We start from the raw sequence: 21225 nt of genomic DNA on the forward strand, positions 1-21225 counted from the left end.
CTTTTCATCACACAATATATCAACCTAGTATAAATGTTTATTTACAATAGTCTTATTCGCTTCTTTAAACACTTCATGATGACTTGAAACATAACCCTCTGCATTCGCATCTGGTTGGATATATGTTTTAGCAAGGTTCGCTGCATTTGCACCATCACTAAATGCACTTGCAATTAGATGTGATTTTGCATCATGATAAACAATATCTCCACACGCATAGATACCAGGTATACTAGTTGTCGTATTACCAAATCCTTTAACACGACAATCATCATGCATATCTAGCTTTGAAGATGTTTCACTCAATAATGTATTACAACGATCAAACCCATGACTAATAATGACATCGTCAAATTTAACTGTATGCCTATCGCCACTTTCAACATGTTCCAAAACAACTTCACTTATATGCGTTTCATCATCATTGCCGACCAAGTATTTAATACGTGTTTTTGGGCATAGTTTCACATTTAAATCTGTCACCAACGTTTTCATCGCTTCATGACCACTTACATCTTCTTTTCGATAAACAACTGTCACGCTTTTAGCAATCTTGGCAATATCATGCGCCCAATCTAATGCTGTATTTCCTCCACCTGATATTAATACATCTTTATCTTTGAAACGTCTGTAACTTTGTACAACATAATGTAAATTAGTTAATTGATATCTCTCTACACCTTTAACATCTAATTGTTTTGGATTAATAATACCCGCACCAATTGCAATGATAACTGCTTTCGATGTATATATTTCTCCCGCTTCTGTTTCAACTTCGAAATGACGTTCTGCCTTTTTCCTAATATCTACCACACGTTCATTCAAATGAACTTCCGGTTTAAAATATAATCCTTGCTTAATTGTATCTTTTAAAATTTCATGACAAGGTTTTGGCGCAATGCCGCCAATATCCCAAATAATTTTTTCAGGGTAAATTCTCATCTTACCCCCTAATTCAGATTGAACATCTATCAATCTTACAGACATATCTCGCAATCCAGCATAAAAGCTTGCATACAAACCAGACGGACCGCCACCAATGATTGTAACATCTTTCATTATGTGCCTCCTATGACTCTCTATATTCATTTCTTTCATTAACGTGCTCAAATTGATAATTATTATCATTTAAAGCCATTATACTATTAATATTTATATTGTTAAAATAAATCGCATAGTTAGCCATGAATTATCAATAACTATCCCATCACAATATAAAAACACACCTTTCAAAGTAAGAAACAACAATGTTCCTTTGAAAGATGTGTATATTTTTTAGTTCTAGTTATATTATTTTTTAAAAGACTCATCACGTGGTTCTTTAAGAATTGCTTGTCTTAAAAGGAAAAATAGCAACAATAAACCTGCAAGCATACCTGTGTGCCCAATACCTGCAAAGCCTGCAAATGCTTCTGGAGAGTATGATTTACCAGTGACTTGGAAGAATCCTTTTGTCACCATCATACCTATAGTAACGATAACACCTATGTTATATACATAGAAGAACCAGTTAAATAAGTAGTAACTTGATAATTTAAATAACTTCTCCAATGGTAATAATATTAAAAACATAAACATACCTAAAATAAGTGTATGTGTGTGTACAAGTGATAATTGTGTTGTACCAGTAAAATCATATGCTTTTGTTAGCTCTCTATAGAAAAAGCCACTAAATAAACCTATGATCATATAAAAAAGAAATGAATATAATAACCTACGCATTTTGAATCCTCCCTCACCTTTTCATTATATCCGATTATACCTATTATAACAGTGACAAAAAAGCGAAGATATGACACAACTGAATTTGGTTTAGCACATAGTATGACAGCTAAAATAACTTTACATCAAGCGCTATACAAATAAAATAGCTATACCATGACGCTCGCTACAAACGTCTTGTATAGCTATTATTTCTATTTATTAAATTATGACGGCACTTCAGTACGTTTTGTGCTATGTTTTCTAACAATAGCTGAAACTAAACTTGATACAGCGCCAAAAATCATAAACCCTATAAACATCCACATTGTACTATTTAATTCAATATGATGATTCAAGTATAATAGTTCTCTTACACTTGTTGCATAGTGTGTGAATGGATTCCAATCATATACATATTTTTGATAACTTTCAGGCAACATTTGTTTAGGTAACGTTACAAGTTGCATACTAAAGAACATTAAAATGAAGAAAATTGGAACTGACTTCATACCTAGCCATACCATAACACCTAAAATAAGGCCCACGAAACCAAGAATCGCAAATGCTACAAAAATTGCGATACGATTTGGATGGTCAAAATCAAATCTTTGAACGCCTTGCATGAAATAAATATAAACAAAGCTACCTGCAAATGCTGCAACAACTGCAAATATCATCTGTCCAATTGAAGCAATGATACGATGTTGCACGACGATATTGTTACTAGTTCTAAATGCAAAGAACAATAAGATAGACGTTACGATTGAACCTATCCAAATTGGCATAAACATTAGGAATGGTGCATTACCACCTGCTTGGTGATCTTTAACTTTATTAAGTTTTTCATTATCCACTTTTACTGGATTCGTCAAACCATTGATGTCCGCGGCATTGACTTTAACATTTTGACTCGTTAATGTTTCCAAACTTTGCTTCGTAATTTGAGCATTAATATTATCACCCATACCAGTTAACACAGCTGATGCAATTTGTGAACCTTGTAAGCTTGATCCTTCACTTACAATCGTTTTAAATTTAGCCTGCTTAACCTCTACTTGTTGATTCCCCATTTTTTGTTTCATTTGTTGAACCACTTGTGGCGGAATTTCACCTGAAGCAACTTTTTGTTGCATTTCTTCTTTTTTACTATCCATAACTACTTTTTGTGTTTTACTCATAGCATCTTTTGAAAAGTCTTTATCAATAATAGCTACTCCAAAGATTTTTTGATCTTTCAAATCTTTTTCAAGGTCTTTTTCACTATCAACCTTAACCCATTTAATTTTATTAGAATCACTATCTAATAATTTATCCTCTAATTTTTTACCAATGTTAACATTTTTATCTTGAATCGTTGTACCTTTATCTTCGTTTAATATACCAATTGGTAAATCTTTTGGTTTAGGATTATATGCAGGATAAAAAGCTAAAGAAAAGATTACCAAGATAATCATAGTTGCTATTGGTGCAATCCATAATAATTTATTTTTAAATATATTCATTTTATTAATTACCTCCTTATTAGACAATGTGTTGAATATTTCGCATGTTGTCTATTATAATATGTAAGTGGGAATAAACAATACACAATGTTCATCAATACGTTCATTAATAGACAAATACACCCACATTGTTCAATAACACAAGGAGGTTGATTTATTTTTGAAAGAAGATAGGCGAATTAGAAAGACAAAGTCCTCCATTAAACAAGCGTTCACTAAATTACTACAAGAAAAAGATTTAGAAAAGATTACCATTCGCGACATAACAACACGCGCTGATATCAATAGAGGGACATTTTACTTACATTACGAGGATAAATATATGTTACTCGCAGATATGGAAGATGAGTATATTTCAGAACTAACGACATATACTCAATTTGATTTGTTACGCGGTTCTTCAATTGAAGACATTGCGAATACTTTTGTAAATAATATACTCAAAAATATTTTCCAACATATTCATGATAATTTAGAGTTTTATCATACTATTTTACAATTGGAACGCACGAGTCAATTAGAATTGAAAATCAACGAACATATTAAAAATAATATGCAACGTTACATTAGTATCAATCATTCTATCGGAGGCGTTCCAGAGATGTATTTTTACAGTTACGTTTCCGGAGCAACAATTTCAATTATTAAATACTGGGTAATGGACAAACAGCCCATTTCAGTTGATGAATTAGCTAAACATGTGCATAATATTATTTTTAATGGTCCATTAAGAATAATGGCAGAAAACCGTTTGCATAAATCAAACCTTGATTCACTAACTTAAGTAATACTCGCTTTTCCTAAATCCTTTAGAAAGGAACTATATATCATGATTACTTCATTCAGACATTCTGAAGATATAGATAAACATATTATAAAAACACCATTAGATCATACAGCGTCATGGATTAATGTAGTAGAACCAGACCGAGAAGAAATTGAAAATCTTATGGAACAATATAATATACCTGAAGACTTTATACGTGACCCTTTGGACTCAGAAGAAAGTTCCCGTATTGAATATGACGAAGATACTGGTTACTCATTAATCATTATTGATTTACCTATCGTCAATTCAACTAATCGTAGCGTTCTATCTTTTGTAACGATTCCATTAGGCATTATTATTGGCAACGGTATTATCGTAACAGTTTGTGACGCTGAAAATGAATTTTTAGAAAATTTACCTAAGCGTGATATTAATTTAAAATTTCACAGCAGATTTGCATTAGAAATTTTAACTACTATTGCCGACCATTATAATCGTAACTTACGATTACTTAATAAAAGTAGAATTCGTATTGAGAAAGAACTAAAAAATAACATTACTAACAAACAACTTTTCAAATTAATGGAAGTTGAAAAAAGTTTAGTATACTTTTTAGCTGCCTTAAAAGGTAACGATACAATTATTAAAAAGTTATTCCGTTTACCTGCAATTAAACGTTTTGAAGAAGATGAAGAATTACTAGAAGATTTAATCATTGAAAATAACCAAGCCATCGAAACAACAGAATTACATCAACGTATCTTAGAAAGTATCACAACATCATACGCTTCCTTATTATCTAATGATATGAATACGATTATGAAGACATTAACACTTTTCACGGTACTATTAACGTTACCAACACTCGTATTTAGTTTCTTCGGTATGAATGTGCCGTTGCCAATTGATGACCATAGTTATATATCTTGGATTATTGTGGTAGGTATTTCATTAATTCTTGTCGTAATTGTTAGTATTTTCTTATGGCGTAAACAGAAATTATAACTAAATTAAAAGGTATGACAGCTTAAAGTTTCATCCTATTGCATTTGCAATGACTGATACTTTGATTACTGTCATACCTCTTTTTTTATTCTACAACTTCTTTATTTGCTTTTCTTTTAGATAAAATTAAAGTAACTGTTATAGCAATGATGAATGATATTGTCATACCAACAAAGTAGTGTAACCATCCTGCATGTACTGGATTGATTGAAATAAATCCTGGCAATCCAGCAGTTCCTAATGCGATTGCTTTAACCTTGAAGAAAGCAATATATGCTGAACCAATACCTGATCCAACGATAGCGCCAATAAATGGATATCTTAGTTTTAAGTTAACACCAAACATAGCCGGTTCTGTAATACCAAGTAATGCTGAAATACCTGCGGCAGATGCCACACCTTTTAACTTCTTATTTTGTTTAATAATAAAGAACGCTGCAATTGCTGCACCACCTTGTGCAACATTAGACATTGTCGCAATCGGGAATATAAATGATCCACCCGTTTTAGTGGCATCTGCAATTAATGTCGTTTCTACAGCTATAAAGCTATGATGCATACCTGTAATAACAATCGGAGCATACAATAATCCGAATATTAATCCACCAATTGCACCACCAAATTCATAAAGCCATGTTAAACCATCTGATAACCAGTAACCTAATTGTCGAGTGATTGGACCTACAAATGAAAATGTTAGAAATGTTGTTATAAAAATAGATAACAATGGTGTTAACAAATTATCTAACACCGTTGGAATAACTTTGCGTAACCCTTTTTCAATTGAGGCTAAGATATAAGCTGCTACAAGCATAGGTAACACTTGTCCTTGATAACCTACTTGATTAATATGCAAACCAAAAACATCCCAATATGGAATAGCCTTACCTGCTTCAACTGCTTTTGGGAAATCGTATGCGCTCATTAGCGATGGATGAACTAGTATCATACCTAATGCAGCACCTAAAAATGGATTGCCACCAAAGCGTTTTGCTGCACTAAATCCAATTAAAATTGGTAATAATGTAAATGGTGCATTCGCAAAAACATTTATCATTTCAGCTAATCCAGCAAATTGACTATATACATCTATCAATGATTTACCTGAAAAGAATAAATCTTTCGCAGTCAAAATGTTATTTAACCCCATTAATAAACCACCAGCAACGATGGCTGGTATAATCGGAACAAAGATATCTGAAAGCATTTTTACAAATCGCTGTAACGGATTCATATTTTTAGCAGATTGTGCTTTGACTTCCGAAGTGGTTGATGCTTCTTTTCCAGTTAATTTTTCCAGTTCACTAAATACTTTATTGACTGTACCAGACCCAATAATAATTTGGTATTGTCCCCCAGTAGAAAACGTCCCTTTAACTACATCCATATTGTTTAGCGCCTCTTCATTTACTAAACTTTCATCATTTAAAACTAATCGTAGTCTCGTTGCACAATGCGCCATTGCATCTAAATTCTCTTCTCCGCCTATCGCGTTCAAAATTTCTTCTGCGGATTGCTTATAATTCATATATTTAGCCTCCTAATTAGAACCGGTTCCATTTATTCCACTTTATTGTAACCGGTTCCAAAAATATTTGCAACACTCTATTATCATTTTATATAAACACCTACACCATTTTTGATAGCGCATTCATTTTTATTGCTATACTACATGCATGTATATTAACATTAATTATCGGAGGTAATTTTATGAAAGAACGTGGCTATATCGAACAGCTTTGGCGTGAGGAAAAATATCATGTATTGTTACACAGTCAACAGTCTTACCAAATGATAAGGAATGCTTTAAAAACGGATTTATCACTTCATCAAGTTCAACAAATGATTGATGTTGCTTTGTTAATTGAACCGAGTATAGGAAGTGTATGTAATGCTTTTGATCATATGTGGGGATATTTAAAAAAATGTGCGAATGAAGAAGAAAGACAACAATCAAAACTACTTAAAGCTGATTTTATTAATGGTAAAATCGACACCCAAACTTTATTAGATTTTTTAGCAGAACTTGCTAATAAATATGATGTTCAATATTTACTACAAAGTCGTGTTTTAAACACAAAAAGAAAGAGATAGATTGAAACTTTAGTTGTAACGGACAAATAGTAGTCATTGGAGTTCAGCAATTCATACTTTGTACTAAAGTTTACTATAATCTATCTCTCAAGGTTTAAATGTACATATCTATATTAAAATGCGTTTCATGATGTTAGAAGATACCATACACATTTAATTAGTTACAGCATAAATCAATTTATACCCTTAATTATTACATTGTTTATATTTTAAATTCGGGGGAGTAATTTTAAGTAATATCTTGTTGCTGCTAATTCTATTGTTAATAAATTGATATTAGATGTAGAAATTGAGTGTGAAAGTTAATAATAGATGATTTAGCTAGTAACATAATTAATTCATATATAGTCAAAAAGTTCTGTTAGATACTGTTCTTGATGAATATTCTTTGATGTTAGGTGTTAGCTATTCTAGATGAGTTTCTTAGATGTGGATGCCTGTCTTGATGAAGTTATCTATGATGTTAATATAATACTTGATGTTGATTCTTAGATGTTAGTGCGATTTCAAGATGCTGATTCTTTGTTGTTGCACTATCTTGGTGACGTTTCTAGTTGTTTATAGTTATCGCATCTCTTGATGTAAAATCTAAGATGTTTATGCATTTCTAGATGTTAATTCTTCGCTGCTTAAGAATTATCTTGATGGTAAATCTAGTTGTGCCATGCATTTTCTCATGATAAATCTAAGGTGTTAATTCATTGATGTGTGCTGTTTCTTGTTGCTTCATTATCTTGATGGTGAATTTCGTTGTCTAATGCACTTTTTCAAATGATTATTCTAATTGTTACGGCAATAACTAGATGGATTTTCTTAGATGTTCACTTTTCTAGATGTTTATACTTATCTTGATGTTTTCTAAACAGAACTTTTAAACGCTTTATTTTTTAGTAGATTGTTTAAAATTTCTTAGTTGATGGTTATTGTTGTTGATTTGAATAATTTGTAGCGAATATTTTGTAACAGGGCTACTAAGAATTTTTATAACAAGAAGTGATTTCAATCGTACTAATTTTCAGCGTTTGATGACAAAAGTGTATGTCCAAACTTAAATAATGGCGATAAAATTTAAGTCATGGGTACATTTAATGTTTTTTGATTCAAACTTCCATTTTGGTCAATTTGCTTTTTTTATAACATAGTTGAATATCAATAAAAGATTAGCAAGTTAGTTCAAAATGGCTATGTATTGTTTTTTGAAATACATAGGTTTGAAATCTATATTAATTATGCACCAAATAATTTAATTAGACTCTATCGAAAATTTCCAAATTTTGCTTACTATCTTTCTAATTTTACTTTTATATTGTGCGCAATGCATAAAAACAAGCGTTTTCCTAGGAGTTTTCATTAATTTCTTTTATTTTTCACTATTACCTTTTCAAAAATATTCAACTATAATAGGTATACTATCCATGATTTTAAAAATTTCCATGTTTTACATTTAAATGATAGATTTCAATATATATTAGGCAGGAGAGAGAAATATGACATGCCAACTTAAAATACATCATACATTATCGACAATACCAAGTCGTAATATTAATAATATTATGGTGCTATTTTCACTTACAAGTAAACTCAATATTACGATTAATGGTGAAACCAAAGACGTAAGTAATTATATTATCTTAATTAACCATGGTGATATTTATAATATTAACCACGGCGAAAATATAATCGAATTAATGATACCCGTTTTTTATTTTTATCAACAAGATGATGATTTCTTTAATGGTTATTTAGATCGTCATTTATTACAATCAAGTAATTATATTAAGTCATTAATTGCCGATTTAATCAGTACACCAACAAGTTCTTCTTTAATGGGGAAAAATATAGGTCAAAGTATTATAGACACTTTACTTAAAGAAGCTTTTATAAGAATAGATCATGAATATTTACCAAATATTGCTTTAAGCAATCCGGTGTTCATAGACTGTGTAAACTATATTCATGACAATATTGATGCGCACTTGTCTTTAAAAGATATAGCGATGCATTGCAACATCTCTGAATCATATTGTTCTAATCTTTTTGTTCGATATTTGAGTATGAATTTTAAAGATTATTTTACAAGTATTAAACTTGTTAACGCCATCAATTTATTACTTTCTACAAAACATTCTATTACAACTGTTTCTGAATTGGCCGGTTTTAACAGTCATACAAATTTTGCAAATCAATTTAAGAATTACTTGCATTTTAGTCCTAAACAGTTCCGTTCACTCGTTTCCAAGATTACTGAACCACCACAAATACACTTCCAACAAGATAACGTATCACAATTCACTGAGTTAATTTCAACAATTGATTTAACAGCTCAACTGGCTACAAATACAACAGATATTCATATAGATGATTTTAATCCGAAAGATCGAAGTCAGCGTGCCAAAGTATTTGTTCGATTTAGTAATTTCAATGAACTATTTCAATTTATTTTCAATGAATATTACGATATTAACTTTGAGCACTTACCAAAACCTGTCGTTTTCATTGACGATATTCACGATATTGAGATTAGCCAAACGAATTACAACCTGTTAAATAGATGTTTTGAAAAGCTTTTCGAAAAAAATATAGGTTTAGCAATCGCTATTAAATCAACACAACAATTCGAAACGATGAAGCAATTAATACTAACATTTTTACAAGGCAATCAAGACTATAAGACAAGCAAGAAATTAGTTAAATTTATGCTCGTATTTTGCTCTAATTCTATGACAGCAGAAGAAATTCATTTATGTCATCTTAAAATTAAAAACAAAAATAAAGAAATTAAATATAGTGTGACAGTCGATGGCTTTTTAGAAACTTATTCAACCGTGGAACAAGTTTATGATGTCATGCAGCGTCTTAAATTCCATTATTACTTTATTGATATTGAAAATTCAAAAACTGCAACACATCTTATCACTAAAAACCAACACTATCATCAAACTGACACTCATTTTGAACAGTATAAGAAATTTATTTTAGATTCAGGTATATCATCAACACAATTTGTATATAATAACCTGTCTGTAAGCGGATTTAAATATACTAATGATGGTAAGAATCCAATTCAATTATCTGACATAGTGTATCACTTAATCGCATTATTACGATATGGCGGTGGCATTAGCTATCAATTATTAGATGACCATTCAAATTATATTTCCTTGTACAACAAATATGGTAGCCCCCTACCATTAATGCATTTATATAAAATGTTTAGACCTTTTGTTAATGAAGATATTGAAATTACAAATAATTATGTATTGAGTCGTAAAGATAATAACTACCATTTCTTATTATTCAATAAAATTAATGATCGATATATGTCAGACGTAAAACAAGATTTCATTTTCCATAATGAATTACCTCAAGACTCTTTGATGATTATTAAAACATTGAATCATGAACATGGTTCAATTCAACATTTGCTTCCAATAAGCGATCAACTTGTTTATATAGAAAAAGAAATTTTAGATGAATTAGACAAAACGAATTACCCTAAAACGGAGCTTGCAGTTCAAGAAGAAACTGGTCGTACATTTGAACTCAAGTTAAATCACGACGAGGTTAAATATATTTGCTTTAAACCAAGCTAAATACTAACAGTCCTCTTGTGTTTAGTTTCTTACGTTAAAGGCTATTTATATCATAAGGAGATGATTTGTAATGAGTAACTCACAAGCAATTCAAGCAATTGAAAACGTGTTAGTAACGTCAAAAGTTGGTGTATTATCAACTGCATATAATAATAAACCTAATAGTAGATATATGGTCTTTTATAATGATGGTCTTACTTTATATACTAAAACGAATATCCATTCTGCTAAGGTCAAAGAAATTAAAGATAATCCAGCAGCATATGTTTTGTTAGGCTATAACGACACAACTAATCGTAGTTTCGTTGAGATGGAAGCGACAATCGAAATCGTTACAGAACAAGAAGTGATTGATTGGCTATGGGAAACACAAGACAAAAGCTTTTTCAGTTCAAAAGAAGACCCAGAGTTATGTGTTTTAAGAGTAGTTCCGCAATCCATTAAGCTAATGAATGATAAATCATTAGATACACCTATCAAAATCGATTTATAACACAAAGTGTATATAGGAAATAACTTTTATGAATTCTAGATATAACAATGTTAAATACTTAAAATAACTCGCTATAATTAAAGTGTTTAATATGTTTACAATTCAATTTGCAATGTATTGTTTTTTAGACACACTTTATTCACATTTAACGTGATTAGGGTGTGTCTTTTTAAATTAATTTTATGTAATATAAATACTGCATTTGCAAACTGTTGCACTTTTAGGTATAACAGAATTAACTACATTTAAGGAGATTGATGAACCATGAAAAAGAAAAAAGGTTTTGGTCTTGGTATTAGTTTAATCGCCATCATGTTAATTGTATGTATTGTATTAGTAATCATGATGATGACTGGCGGAAAGAAAGATACATACTATGGAATTATGAAAGATAATACTACTATTGAAAAAATGATTAGTGAAAAAGATGAAAGTATTGAAAAAAATGTTAAATTACCTTCAGATTCAGATGTTAAAGTTAAAAAAGGTGATTTTGTAATTGTTTATAAATTAGCAGATTCAGATAAAATTGTTAAAGTTAAAAAAGTTGACCATGACGATGTACCACATGGTTTAATGATGAAAATTCATGACATGGGCAAAATGCACATGAAACACTAATTGTAATTTAAATTACAAATTTTAGTTGCCATCAAGGTATATACGAGTAAAAGCAGCGGTAAGTTGATTTCCAATTTGGAATCATTTTACTGCTGCTTTTTATATTTGAAATACTTTCATATTGAATAGCTCCACTTGCCGTTCGCCTGCGCTTTGCGCATGCATAAAAGCCCCTAACAACCTGAGGTCACTGCGCTCCGGTTCGCCTGCGCTTTAGCGCATGCATAAAAGCCCCTAACAACCTGAGGTCACTACGCTTCGGTTCGCCTGCGCTTTAGCGCATGCATAAAAGTCCCTAACAACCTGAGGTCACTACGCTTCCGTTCGCCTGCGCTTTAGCGCATGCATAAAAGCCCCTAACAACCAAAGGTTGTAAGGGGCTTTAAATGTCAGATAGTATTTTTTAAATTGATTTTAAATATTCTTGACCTTTTGCTTTGTCATATACGTTTTCCCATTTAGCTATAACGATTGTTGATAATGCATTACCAATAACGTTTACACATGTACGTACCATATCTAAGATACGGTCAACACCAATAATTAATGCTAAACCTTGTGCCGGTAAGCCCATGGCACCTAATGTTGTTAATAAAACAACGATTGAAGTTCCTGGTACTGCCGCCATACCTTTAGACGTAATCATTAATGTTAACATCAACACAATTTGCTCTGATAATGTTAAGTGCATTCCATACATCTGTGCAACGAATAATGCTGCAATAGATTGATAAAGTGCTGATCCATCTAAGTTAAACGTATAACCAATTGGTATAACAAAAGAAGTAATTTCTTTTGGAGAACCGAAGTTTTCCATTTTCTTCATCATTACAGGAAGTACAGCTTCCGAACTTGATGTAGAAAATGCTAAAAGCAATTCACTTTTCAAGATTCTAATAATATTCATGATATTAATACCACACATCCATGCAACTAGTCCTAGTATAGCGAATACAAAGAACACCATTGCAAAGACAACAACTAATACTAATTTTAATAGTGGTAATAATGCGGATGCACCAAATGTAATAATTGTAGTACAAATGAATGCAAACACTCCAAGTGGTGCTAATTTTAAAATTTTATTAATCATCCAGAACACAGCTTCAAGCGATCCGCTTAAAAATTCTTTAACTGGTTCTGCTTTTTTACCTACAGCAGCTAATCCTAATCCAAAGAATACTGCGAAGAAGATAATAGGTAATAATTCACCCTTATTTAAAGCTTCAAAAAAGTTTGTCGGAATAATATGTACAATGGTATCAATAAAATGATTTCCATATGTAGATTGTTCTGCTGCATGTGCAGTTGATTGATATTTAGAAATATCACCTTTAGGTAATTTTGTTGGGTCTAATCCAGCACCTGGTTTAAATAGGTTACCGAAGATAATCCCTAAACCTATTGCGATTGTTGTAATAATTTCAAAGTATAAAATTGTTTTCCAGCCATAACGCCCTACAGTTTTCGATTCCCCAACGTTCGAAATAGAAAGCGCTAGTGAGCAAAATACAACTGGTATAACGATCATTTTAATTAAATTTAAAAATACGTCACCAAATGGTTTAATGTAATTTGCTACGTTTTCTTGTCCATATAATAAAAGTCCTACGACAACACCTAACACTAATGCAATAACAACTTGCATAGGTAGGCTAATTTTTCTCTTGAATAGAGCCATAGTACAAACTCCCCTTCATCTGACATCACTCAATTATATCAGAAAATTGATAATTATCTATAAAAAATTAAAATATTTATCTTTTATAGATGTCAAAAATCACTAATTTCCATACAAAAACTGTTTACCTCAAATAATTAAAATTGAAGGCACTAAACTGCTTCACCAGTTTAACGTTTCACTATTTTGATGGTTTATAATTTTGATTGAAATATTTATGCTTTGCAGTTTTCAAACTTTTCTTAGTCTCTGTATCAAAGCCTTCAACAAATAATCCTTTATTAGTACTGATTGGTTGCACAACATAAGTTACACCAGGTTCATCTTTAAATGTAACTTCCTTATAGAAGAGACCTTTTTTAGCACTATACTCTGTTTTTTCTGATTTAATTTTATCTTTTAGATTTTTCTCTTCCAAGTAACTGTCAATTAGTTGAATATTCTTATGGCCTTGATATGTTTTCAGACCAAAGAAAAATGCTACTGCAACAATTAATGAAATAAATAATATAATGATAACTTTAATCGCGTTTTTTTTCTTCTTCATTATGTAACTCCTTTTTGCTTATCTATTCAGTATGAACGAATCAATTTATTTAATAAAGAGTTTTTACCAGATTGTAACAAATTTTTTTATTCTCAATATTATTATAGAAATCGAATTACATACACGATGCTTTTAAAAAATTTAATAACAAATTTTATTTTACTATCTATCAAAATAATTGACTACTTTTAACAATTAAGGATGATACAATTACATTTTTTTCAATTTAAAAAATCAGTCATATCAGTAATTACCGATGAAAATACTAAGATATCGATATATTTTGCATTATTTAACATTTAAATTCAATTATAGACAATTCAATAATTGCGATGAAATCAGTACTTGACAACTATTACACTTCATAATATTGTTTATTTTAACAAGGAGTGATTGGATGTATGTAGAAAACAGCTATCTTAGCAAACAGTTGTGTTTTTTATTTTATGTTTCTTCAAAAGAAATAATTAAAAAATACACAAACTATCTTAAGGAATATGATTTAACCTATACTGGTTACATTGTTTTAATGGCGATTGAAAATGATGAAAAACTTAACATCAAAAAATTAGGTGAACGTGTGTTCTTAGATTCTGGAACACTGACACCATTACTAAAGAAATTAGAAAAGAAAGATTACGTTGTTCGAACACGTGAAGAGAAAGATGAAAGAAACCTACAAATTTCTCTAACAGAACAAGGTAAAGCAATAAAAAGCCCTCTTGCTGAAATTTCTGTTAAGGTCTTTAATGAATTCAACATTTCAGAACGAGAAGCATCAGATATAATTAATAATTTGCGGAATTTTGTTTCTAAAAATTTTGACTATTCCGACAAAAAATAACTCCCTATCATAAGGTGATGGGCAGAAGTATGCATCGATATGTTTATTCATTATCTTTATTGCTTGTATAAATCTCGATGCTCAGTTCTTTTGCCCTGATTCCTTATCAGGCACAAATCTACCCATTTATTACTTTTTTATCTCCCCTTTTACTTTAACTTTTTTAATACTACTCATATAATGGCTTTGTAATACAAATTTCTATAATGGAAGTGATGATATTGAACTTCAATCAATTCGAGAATCAAAACTTTTTTAACGGTAATCCAAGTGATACATTTAAAGATTTAGGTAAACAAGTATTTAATTACTTTTCAACACCTTCATTTGTAACGAATATATATGAAACAGACGAATTATATTACTTAGAAGCTGAACTAGCAGGTGTAAATAAAGAAGATATTAGTATCGATTTCAATAATAATACGCTCACTATTCAAGCTACTAGAAGCGCAAAATACAAATCTGAACAACTCATTTTAGATGAGCGTAACTTCGAATCATTAATGCGTCAATTTGATTTTGAAGCTGTTGATAAGCAACATATTACTGCTAGTTTTGAAAATGGGTTATTAACCATTACCTTGCCTAAAATCAAACCAAGCAATGAAACTACTTCATCAACATCTATTCCAATTTCATAGTTAAATTTAAAATGAATACACTACTAAAGCCTTAATGTCATGCTACGAATATTGCGCATGATATTAAGGCTTTGTATTTAACTAAATGAATGGCATGTATTACATATCAACCGTTTTTCAATGAGCCATATTCTTTTTGGTATAAATGACGCATGGTAAATAATGCAATACATCCAAATACCGCTAAGAAAATAAATGCTAAATGACTTGATCCTGTTAAATTAGCTACGTACGTGATTACTAGTGGTGGGAAGAATCCTCCTAAACCACCCATCATTGATACGATACCATTTGCGGATCCCGCTTCATTTAAGAAGTATGATGGTACTAATTTGAAGATTAAGCCGTTACCAATACCTGCACAAATACTTATTGTTAAACAGCCTACAGTGAATAATGCGATATGGTCTGAAATACCTAAAATAATGGCACCGATAATCATAACAACAAAATCAATCATCAATACTTTAACTGCATTAAATTTATCACCTAAAATGCCACCTATTGGTCTTAAGAATGTTGCCAGCGCAATGAATACACCTGATCGAATACCAGCATCTACTTTGTCAATTCCAAAATGATTTACTAAGTAGTTAGGTAAGAAAATACCAAATGCTACAAAAGCACCAAAAGTAATAAAATACCAATAACTTAAGTAATATAATTTGTAGTTTTTAGATAATGTTTTCATTTGAGCCATTAATGGTACTTTAATTTTACGTTCTTGTGTGTCACCAAAAATGAACATAATTAATGCAAATAAAGCGATAATAATTAAGTAACTTCTAACTGTTGTTTGCCAACCAATAATACCCGCTATCGGTGGTGCTAAAAATGAAGAAACTGCTGTACCGATATTTCCCATACCATAAATACCATTTGCTAGACCTACTTTTTCTTTAGGGAAATATTTAGGAACTGATGTAACACCAACTGAGAAAATTGCACCACCTACACCAAGGAAAAATCCTGAAGCCATTAACATACCCGGTGTTTGTGCTTGGCTTAAGAAAAATATCGGGAATAACAATACGATAAAACTAGTAAAGAATACCCATTTAGCGCCAACAATGTTTGTTAAATAACCAAATGGCACACGGAGCACCGATCCCAAAATAACTGGTATCGCTAAAATGATTGATATTTGACCTTCAGTAACATTGACATCTTGTTTAATAAAGGGCATTAATGGCGCAATTATACTCCAAGCCATAAACCCAACCACTAAACTTAATGTTTGTAATGTAAGTTGAAAGCCACCTTTTGTTTTGTACATACGTTTCACCTTCATCAAAATCATTTATTTTTTAATAGATATCAATACTCTGCCTATATATTAGAGGTCAATGTTATTTAAAAATGCTTTCATTTATATGAAAACATTCAATATAGACAAAGTATTGACTACATATATATTTTATTATGATTGTGAAAAAGTGAACATAAGGATTTTCCCTTATTTATGAAGTGATTTACCCTATACAATGTCCCTTTAAGATGCTTTTAGACACTTATTCGCCATCATTTTAATCATATTATTTAGGAACACTCACATACTTTTCTTAATTTTTTTCAATTAGTTACAATTACTGCTTGAAAATCACGTTACGTTATCCTTTATGCTGACAACATAAGGAGGTTTATCATGTATAAAATCAATATTATTAGATCAGATTCCGTCTATAATAATATACTCAAGGCACCAATAAACGACCGTGATTCAATTTTCACTAAAGAAATATTAGTACCTTTTAAAAAGAAATTTGAGGTACAACATATGCCTATTTATAATGATGACAAACAGACAATGAGTGCGATTCAATTTTTAGATGCCTTTCAAATTTCTCCCAAAGATTTACGCATGTCTGACCAAATGTCAATACAATACCTGAATAATAATTTCTGGAGTAATTGCGAAAAATATTTAAAAGTTGCTATAGATCAATTTTCAAATTATAGTATCTCATCTCAAGTTTCTAACTATCATTTCACAGTATTACTTGGAGATCGCCAAAAACCACTTATGTATCTAAATAAAAATCGCGGTGGTGATGGTGGCATACCAGGTTATATTATGATTTATTTAGTGCCGAGTACAAGTACAATTAATTCTATGAAAAGCTTAATTGCACATGAAGTAAATCATAATATGCGCTATCAATATATTGATTGGGATGGCGGAAGTTTGATTGAATTGATTATTGCAGAAGGATTAGCTGAAAACTATGTAGAATCATTGTATGGTAAAGCGCATATTGGACCGTGGGTAACAAATACTAATTGAAGTCGTGATAACGTAAAAATTAAAAATACTATTTATAATCATTTACATTTAAAGCATATATTTGAATCGATGCCTTATCTCTATGGTGATGATATTAATAAACTTCAAGGTAGGCCTATCGTTGGCTTATCTCATGCTGCCGGGTATGCATGTGGCTATCACTTGGTAAAATACTTTTTACAAAAAACAAACATACCTATTGAAGTTGCTACAACACTTCCAGCACAAAAAATAATAAATGAGGTGACTGAATTTTGGCATACACATACACTTTAAAAGATATTATTGAAATTACAGGTGTAACTAAAAGAACTTTACATTATTACGATGAAATAGGATTATTAGTTCCAGATAAAAATGATAAAAATTATCGCGTTTATAAACAGCAAGACTTAGAAAAATTACAAAAGATTTTAATACTCAAGTCTTTTGATTTTGATATCGCTAAAATAAAACAATACATTTCGTATGATAATGAACAATTGCGAAAGTTATTATCAGAGCAAATAAGCAAGTTAGATAAAAAGATTTCTGACTTACAATTAATTAGACGCTCTGTATGTGAATTTATTAAAGGACTCTCTCTAATAGATACCAGCATTTTAAACAAGACACTACAGTCACAATATGATAAAGAAGCATCTATAAAATATGGTCATACGAAAGCATATCAATCATTTATTAGACGTAAAGACAGCTTACAATCGCAGGATATCAGACATAAATTGACAACTATCTTCAATAAATTTAATCATATGTCTTTGAGTCATTATCCAATCCAAGATTGTAGTGATCTCGTATTTGAGTGGAAGGCATTTATGAACACTATCGCTGATTTTGATGATGAAACATTATGCTGTATTGCTAAAACATATGAAGATGATACGCGTTTCAAAGATTACTTTAATTCATATGATAATCAAAATTTAGCATCATACATTTCAGAAGCTGTTAATTATTTTTTGAGCAATGTGAATAAGAGCGACAATTTTTAATCCTCATACAGATGCTACAACACTGAATACACCAACTAAAATAATTGTTCAAAGTAGAAAACTAATCATTTATTCTCTAAATCAATAACTATATTAAAAGTTATACCTTTGCAAAGCGAATTAGTATAGGTTACCGAAAGGAGAAAGGATTAGGTTCCATTCGATTTATAAAAAAATATATTTCGAAACATACAAAAGCGCCAGAAGATAATCATTTCCTCTCGCGCTTTTATACTGAATTATATTAATTTCAAACTCTAAAACTCTAATAATTTCTTTTTCAATGCATATTCAACTAGCTCAGGTTTACTCTTTAAGCCAAGCTTTGTCATAATATGCGTCTTATGTGCTTCTACTGTTTTCACAGATACAAATAATTTCTCTGCAATTTCTTTATTCCCGTAACCTTTGGCAATAAGTGGCAATATTTCTAGTTCTCGTTTTGATAAGATTTTAAAAGGATCTGTTGTGTTTGCAGTGTCCTGATTTGAATTAGATACAAATTCATTCACTAAAGATGTTGTAAGTTTCATATCTACATATGTTTCACCTTTATATACAGTTCGAATAGCTAACAATAATTGTTCATCAGGTGCATTTTTCAATATGTAACCTTTCGCACCATTACGCAACACATGGAACAAATACTCCTCATCATCAAACATTGTTAATATTAGTATTTTAGTTTCAGGAAAACTGTCAGCAATTTTACTCGTAGCGATAAGACCTGACTCACCTGGTGGCATACTTAAATCCATTAGTAACACATCAGGTTTATATTCCATTACTTTTTGGTAAGCTTCGACGCCATCTGCAGCCGTTGCAACAACTTCCATATCATTTTGATAATTTAAAATCATAGAGAACCCCGTACGGACAACAGCGTGATCATCGGCAATGACTATTTTCAATTTTATTCCCCCAATGTATGTTTCAAATTGGAATGTTCAATGTAACATTGGTACCCTCACCAATTTTCGTTTCAATATTGACGCTACCGCTGACTAACTCAGCTCGCTCATTCATTCCATATAAACCGAGTCCAGAACCTTTAGGCTTAGAACTTGGATCAAAACCATTTCCCGCATCTATCACTTCTGCTACCAAATGGCGCCCAGTTTGACGGATACCTACATTTATTTCATTTACATCAGCGTATTTCAACGCATTTAAAATAGCTTCTTGCACTACTCGATAAACAACCGTTTCAATATCACTATCAAAGCGAGTATTTTTAATATTTGATGTATATATGATTTTTATTCCATAATTTTCTTCAAACTGTTTAAAATATGATTTAAAAGCTGCTTCAAGGCCTAGATCATCCAAAGAAGCGGGTCTTAATTCAACCGACATATTACGTATATCATCAATTAATTTAGCGACAATATATTCAATATTTTCTGCGTCTTCCAAAAGCTTAGTTGTATCTTCTTGATATTTTAATAATCTCAATTGAACATCTACATTGAGCATTTCTTGAATCACACTATCATGTAACTCTCTAGAAATTCGCTTTCTTTCATTTTCTTGGGCTGAGATTGTTTTACGCATCATACGTTGTTGATGCAATTTCTCTTGCTGTTCAATTTGTGATGAAACATTTTGAAGCGTAAATGCATGAATTCCCCTGTCTTGATCAATCAACTGATATGTTGCTGTAAATGGCATCACTTTTTGATCTTTCGTCTTCATAAATACTTGGAAATTCGTAGCTTGTACTTGCATCGATTCTAAGAAACAGTCTTTACATGATTGTACATCATAGGCATTTGTATACCCTTCACATCTGTGACAAATCGCATTCGCCACAGCACTGTAATTATCTTCTTCAGATAATATATCTTTAGCAGCATCATTCATTGCAATAATTTTACCGTTATCATCAGCAAAAACTATCTTTTCGATTGAATGCTCATAATATTTTTTCAATAAAGTATCTAACTGTATACTGTCCTCATTAATCATGACTTACACCCTAATTCATCTCATTATTTATCATCATTGAAAATACCAAACTTACGTTGAATATCATCATTATCAAATATTTTTGGTAAAGGACGACCATCTCTTTGACCAAATAATAGTACGCCATACACTTGATTCTTATACCAAAGCGGCACTGCTAAAACTGCTGTTAATGATTCGCTCAATAAAATTGGATAGTCAATCTTTTCTTCAGGCCCTAAAGCTAAACCAACATTGGCTATTACCATACGCTTTCCTGTTTTCATAACAGTTCCAGCTAATCCACGACCTTTTCTTAAAATAATCAATTTAAATCGATTATTTTTATTACCTGAAACATAGTGCCATTTTATTGGAGATGATGGTTTGTTAGATTCATAGAAAGCGATTGCCGCAAAATCATAACCCTCTTCTTTGCGTATTTTATCTAATGTCTCTTGAAATCTACGATCTTCAATTATTGCTTCTGGTGTCAAATCCT

The 21225-nt window shown here is 31.0% G+C and carries 20 protein-coding genes and 1 pseudogene; 10 read left to right on the forward strand and 11 right to left on the reverse strand.

Translation table 11 applies throughout. The annotated features are described in order from the left end of the window. Positions 1-24: 24 nt before the first annotated feature. From JG553_RS09060 to JG553_RS09075, 4 genes are all read right to left on the reverse strand, one after another. Positions 25-1059, reverse strand: coding sequence for an NAD(P)/FAD-dependent oxidoreductase (locus JG553_RS09060; RefSeq protein WP_000655971.1), 1035 nt, complete (start codon positions 1057-1059; stop codon positions 25-27). 10 nt (positions 1060-1069) lie between these two features. Next, the gene (locus JG553_RS09065) at positions 1070-1186 is read right to left on the reverse strand and encodes a hypothetical protein (protein ID WP_001789934.1); all 117 of its coding nucleotides are present in this window, start codon (positions 1184-1186) and stop codon (positions 1070-1072) included. Positions 1187-1290: 104 nt separating this feature from the next. Next, complete coding sequence (locus JG553_RS09070; protein ID WP_001253464.1) at positions 1291-1722, reverse strand: DUF2871 domain-containing protein; 432 nt, start codon at positions 1720-1722, stop codon at positions 1291-1293. Between the two features lie 206 nt (positions 1723-1928). Next, positions 1929-3206 carry a YhgE/Pip domain-containing protein gene (locus JG553_RS09075; protein WP_001020023.1) on the reverse strand — a complete coding sequence of 426 codons (1278 nt, stop codon included), beginning with the start codon at positions 3204-3206 and terminating at the stop codon, positions 1929-1931. A 160-nt stretch (positions 3207-3366) separates the two neighbouring features. Between JG553_RS09075 and JG553_RS09080 the strand changes: the two genes are divergently transcribed. Then, a complete protein-coding gene (locus JG553_RS09080) occupies positions 3367-3990 on the forward strand; it encodes a TetR/AcrR family transcriptional regulator (RefSeq protein WP_000656771.1) in 624 nt (207 codons plus the stop codon). A gap of 45 nt (positions 3991-4035) precedes the next feature. Further along, complete coding sequence (locus JG553_RS09085) at positions 4036-4980, forward strand: magnesium transporter CorA family protein (protein WP_000633068.1); 945 nt, start codon at positions 4036-4038, stop codon at positions 4978-4980. A gap of 85 nt (positions 4981-5065) precedes the next feature. Here the strand turns inward: JG553_RS09085 and JG553_RS09090 are convergent, their stop codons facing one another. Then, positions 5066-6508 carry a sucrose-specific PTS transporter subunit IIBC gene (locus JG553_RS09090; protein WP_001108128.1) on the reverse strand — a complete coding sequence of 481 codons (1443 nt, stop codon included), beginning with the start codon at positions 6506-6508 and terminating at the stop codon, positions 5066-5068. A gap of 182 nt (positions 6509-6690) precedes the next feature. Between JG553_RS09090 and JG553_RS09095 the strand changes: the two genes are divergently transcribed. From JG553_RS09095 to JG553_RS09110, 4 genes are all read left to right on the forward strand, one after another. Continuing rightward, positions 6691-7074 carry a YbgA family protein gene (locus JG553_RS09095; protein ID WP_000664394.1) on the forward strand — a complete coding sequence of 128 codons (384 nt, stop codon included), beginning with the start codon at positions 6691-6693 and terminating at the stop codon, positions 7072-7074. A gap of 1487 nt (positions 7075-8561) precedes the next feature. Continuing rightward, the gene (gene rsp, locus JG553_RS09100) at positions 8562-10667 is read left to right on the forward strand and encodes an AraC family transcriptional regulator Rsp (protein ID WP_000128366.1); all 2106 of its coding nucleotides are present in this window, start codon (positions 8562-8564) and stop codon (positions 10665-10667) included. A 70-nt stretch (positions 10668-10737) separates the two neighbouring features. Next, entirely contained in the window at positions 10738-11160 is a 423-nt protein-coding gene (locus tag JG553_RS09105; RefSeq protein WP_000071911.1) for a pyridoxamine 5'-phosphate oxidase family protein, read from the forward strand. Positions 11161-11424: 264 nt separating this feature from the next. Beyond that, positions 11425-11781 carry a DUF4889 domain-containing protein gene (locus JG553_RS09110; RefSeq protein ID WP_000727328.1) on the forward strand — a complete coding sequence of 119 codons (357 nt, stop codon included), beginning with the start codon at positions 11425-11427 and terminating at the stop codon, positions 11779-11781. Between the two features lie 403 nt (positions 11782-12184). On the opposite strand, the gene JG553_RS09115 is transcribed toward JG553_RS09110, so the two are convergent. Further along, entirely contained in the window at positions 12185-13462 is a 1278-nt protein-coding gene (locus tag JG553_RS09115) for a cation:dicarboxylate symporter family transporter (RefSeq protein ID WP_001173165.1), read from the reverse strand. A gap of 181 nt (positions 13463-13643) precedes the next feature. Continuing rightward, positions 13644-14009, reverse strand: coding sequence for a DUF3139 domain-containing protein (locus JG553_RS09120; protein WP_000727537.1), 366 nt, complete (start codon positions 14007-14009; stop codon positions 13644-13646). Between the two features lie 397 nt (positions 14010-14406). Here JG553_RS09120 and JG553_RS09125 point away from each other — a divergent pair, with 397 nt between their 5' ends. After that, the gene (locus JG553_RS09125) at positions 14407-14853 is read left to right on the forward strand and encodes a MarR family winged helix-turn-helix transcriptional regulator (protein ID WP_000289213.1); all 447 of its coding nucleotides are present in this window, start codon (positions 14407-14409) and stop codon (positions 14851-14853) included. A gap of 215 nt (positions 14854-15068) precedes the next feature. Next, positions 15069-15497, forward strand: coding sequence for an Hsp20/alpha crystallin family protein (locus JG553_RS09130; protein ID WP_001797427.1), 429 nt, complete (start codon positions 15069-15071; stop codon positions 15495-15497). Between the two features lie 106 nt (positions 15498-15603). On the opposite strand, the gene JG553_RS09135 is transcribed toward JG553_RS09130, so the two are convergent. Next, the gene (locus JG553_RS09135; protein WP_000278558.1) at positions 15604-16773 is read right to left on the reverse strand and encodes a nitrate/nitrite transporter; all 1170 of its coding nucleotides are present in this window, start codon (positions 16771-16773) and stop codon (positions 15604-15606) included. A gap of 369 nt (positions 16774-17142) precedes the next feature. On the opposite strand from JG553_RS09135, the pseudogene JG553_RS09140 reads away from it, so the two are divergent. Beyond that, positions 17143-18057 (forward strand): annotated as a pseudogene (locus tag JG553_RS09140) (DUF2268 domain-containing putative Zn-dependent protease). Continuing rightward, complete coding sequence (locus JG553_RS09150; RefSeq protein ID WP_000332063.1) at positions 18036-18776, forward strand: MerR family transcriptional regulator; 741 nt, start codon at positions 18036-18038, stop codon at positions 18774-18776. Before JG553_RS09140 ends, JG553_RS09150 begins: the two are co-directional and overlap by 22 nt. A 257-nt stretch (positions 18777-19033) precedes the next feature. Here the strand turns inward: JG553_RS09150 and nreC are convergent, their stop codons facing one another. Genes nreC through nreA form a run of 3 tightly spaced genes read right to left on the reverse strand, consistent with a single transcriptional unit; the run spans position 19034 to position 21220 of the window. Then, complete coding sequence (gene nreC, locus JG553_RS09155) at positions 19034-19687, reverse strand: nitrate respiration regulation response regulator NreC (protein WP_000706315.1); 654 nt, start codon at positions 19685-19687, stop codon at positions 19034-19036. A gap of 22 nt (positions 19688-19709) precedes the next feature. Then, positions 19710-20744, reverse strand: coding sequence for a nitrate respiration regulation sensor histidine kinase NreB (gene nreB, locus JG553_RS09160; protein WP_000606546.1), 1035 nt, complete (start codon positions 20742-20744; stop codon positions 19710-19712). A 23-nt stretch (positions 20745-20767) separates the two neighbouring features. Beyond that, on the reverse strand, positions 20768-21220 hold the full coding sequence (gene nreA, locus JG553_RS09165) for a nitrate respiration regulation accessory nitrate sensor NreA (RefSeq protein WP_000186933.1): 453 nt from the start codon (positions 21218-21220) through the stop codon (positions 20768-20770). Positions 21221-21225 lie beyond the last annotated feature (5 nt).

The sequence above is a fragment of the Staphylococcus sp. T93 genome (assembly GCF_016743875.1).
In the GTDB taxonomy this organism is placed as follows: domain Bacteria; phylum Bacillota; class Bacilli; order Staphylococcales; family Staphylococcaceae; genus Staphylococcus; species Staphylococcus aureus.

Bases quoted from the DNA above. Each gene is read 5' to 3' on its own strand.
- JG553_RS09060 (WP_000655971.1), bottom strand. From the start codon at position 1,059: ATGAAAGATGTTACAATCATTGGTGGCGGTCCGTCTGGTTTGTATGCA.
- JG553_RS09065 (WP_001789934.1), bottom strand. From the start codon at position 1,186: ATGGCTAACTATGCGATTTATTTTAACAATATAAATATTAATAGTATA.
- JG553_RS09070 (WP_001253464.1), bottom strand. From the start codon at position 1,722: ATGCGTAGGTTATTATATTCATTTCTTTTTTATATGATCATAGGTTTA.
- JG553_RS09075 (WP_001020023.1), bottom strand. From the start codon at position 3,206: ATGAATATATTTAAAAATAAATTATTATGGATTGCACCAATAGCAACT.
- JG553_RS09085 (WP_000633068.1), top strand. From the start codon at position 4,036: ATGATTACTTCATTCAGACATTCTGAAGATATAGATAAACATATTATA.
- JG553_RS09090 (WP_001108128.1), bottom strand. From the start codon at position 6,508: ATGAATTATAAGCAATCCGCAGAAGAAATTTTGAACGCGATAGGCGGA.
- JG553_RS09095 (WP_000664394.1), top strand. From the start codon at position 6,691: ATGAAAGAACGTGGCTATATCGAACAGCTTTGGCGTGAGGAAAAATAT.
- rsp (WP_000128366.1), top strand. From the start codon at position 8,562: ATGACATGCCAACTTAAAATACATCATACATTATCGACAATACCAAGT.
- JG553_RS09105 (WP_000071911.1), top strand. From the start codon at position 10,738: ATGAGTAACTCACAAGCAATTCAAGCAATTGAAAACGTGTTAGTAACG.
- JG553_RS09110 (WP_000727328.1), top strand. From the start codon at position 11,425: ATGAAAAAGAAAAAAGGTTTTGGTCTTGGTATTAGTTTAATCGCCATC.
- JG553_RS09115 (WP_001173165.1), bottom strand. From the start codon at position 13,462: ATGGCTCTATTCAAGAGAAAAATTAGCCTACCTATGCAAGTTGTTATT.
- JG553_RS09120 (WP_000727537.1), bottom strand. From the start codon at position 14,009: ATGAAGAAGAAAAAAAACGCGATTAAAGTTATCATTATATTATTTATT.
- JG553_RS09125 (WP_000289213.1), top strand. From the start codon at position 14,407: ATGTATGTAGAAAACAGCTATCTTAGCAAACAGTTGTGTTTTTTATTT.
- JG553_RS09130 (WP_001797427.1), top strand. From the start codon at position 15,069: ATGATATTGAACTTCAATCAATTCGAGAATCAAAACTTTTTTAACGGT.
- JG553_RS09135 (WP_000278558.1), bottom strand. From the start codon at position 16,773: ATGTACAAAACAAAAGGTGGCTTTCAACTTACATTACAAACATTAAGT.
- nreB (WP_000606546.1), bottom strand. From the start codon at position 20,744: ATGATTAATGAGGACAGTATACAGTTAGATACTTTATTGAAAAAATAT.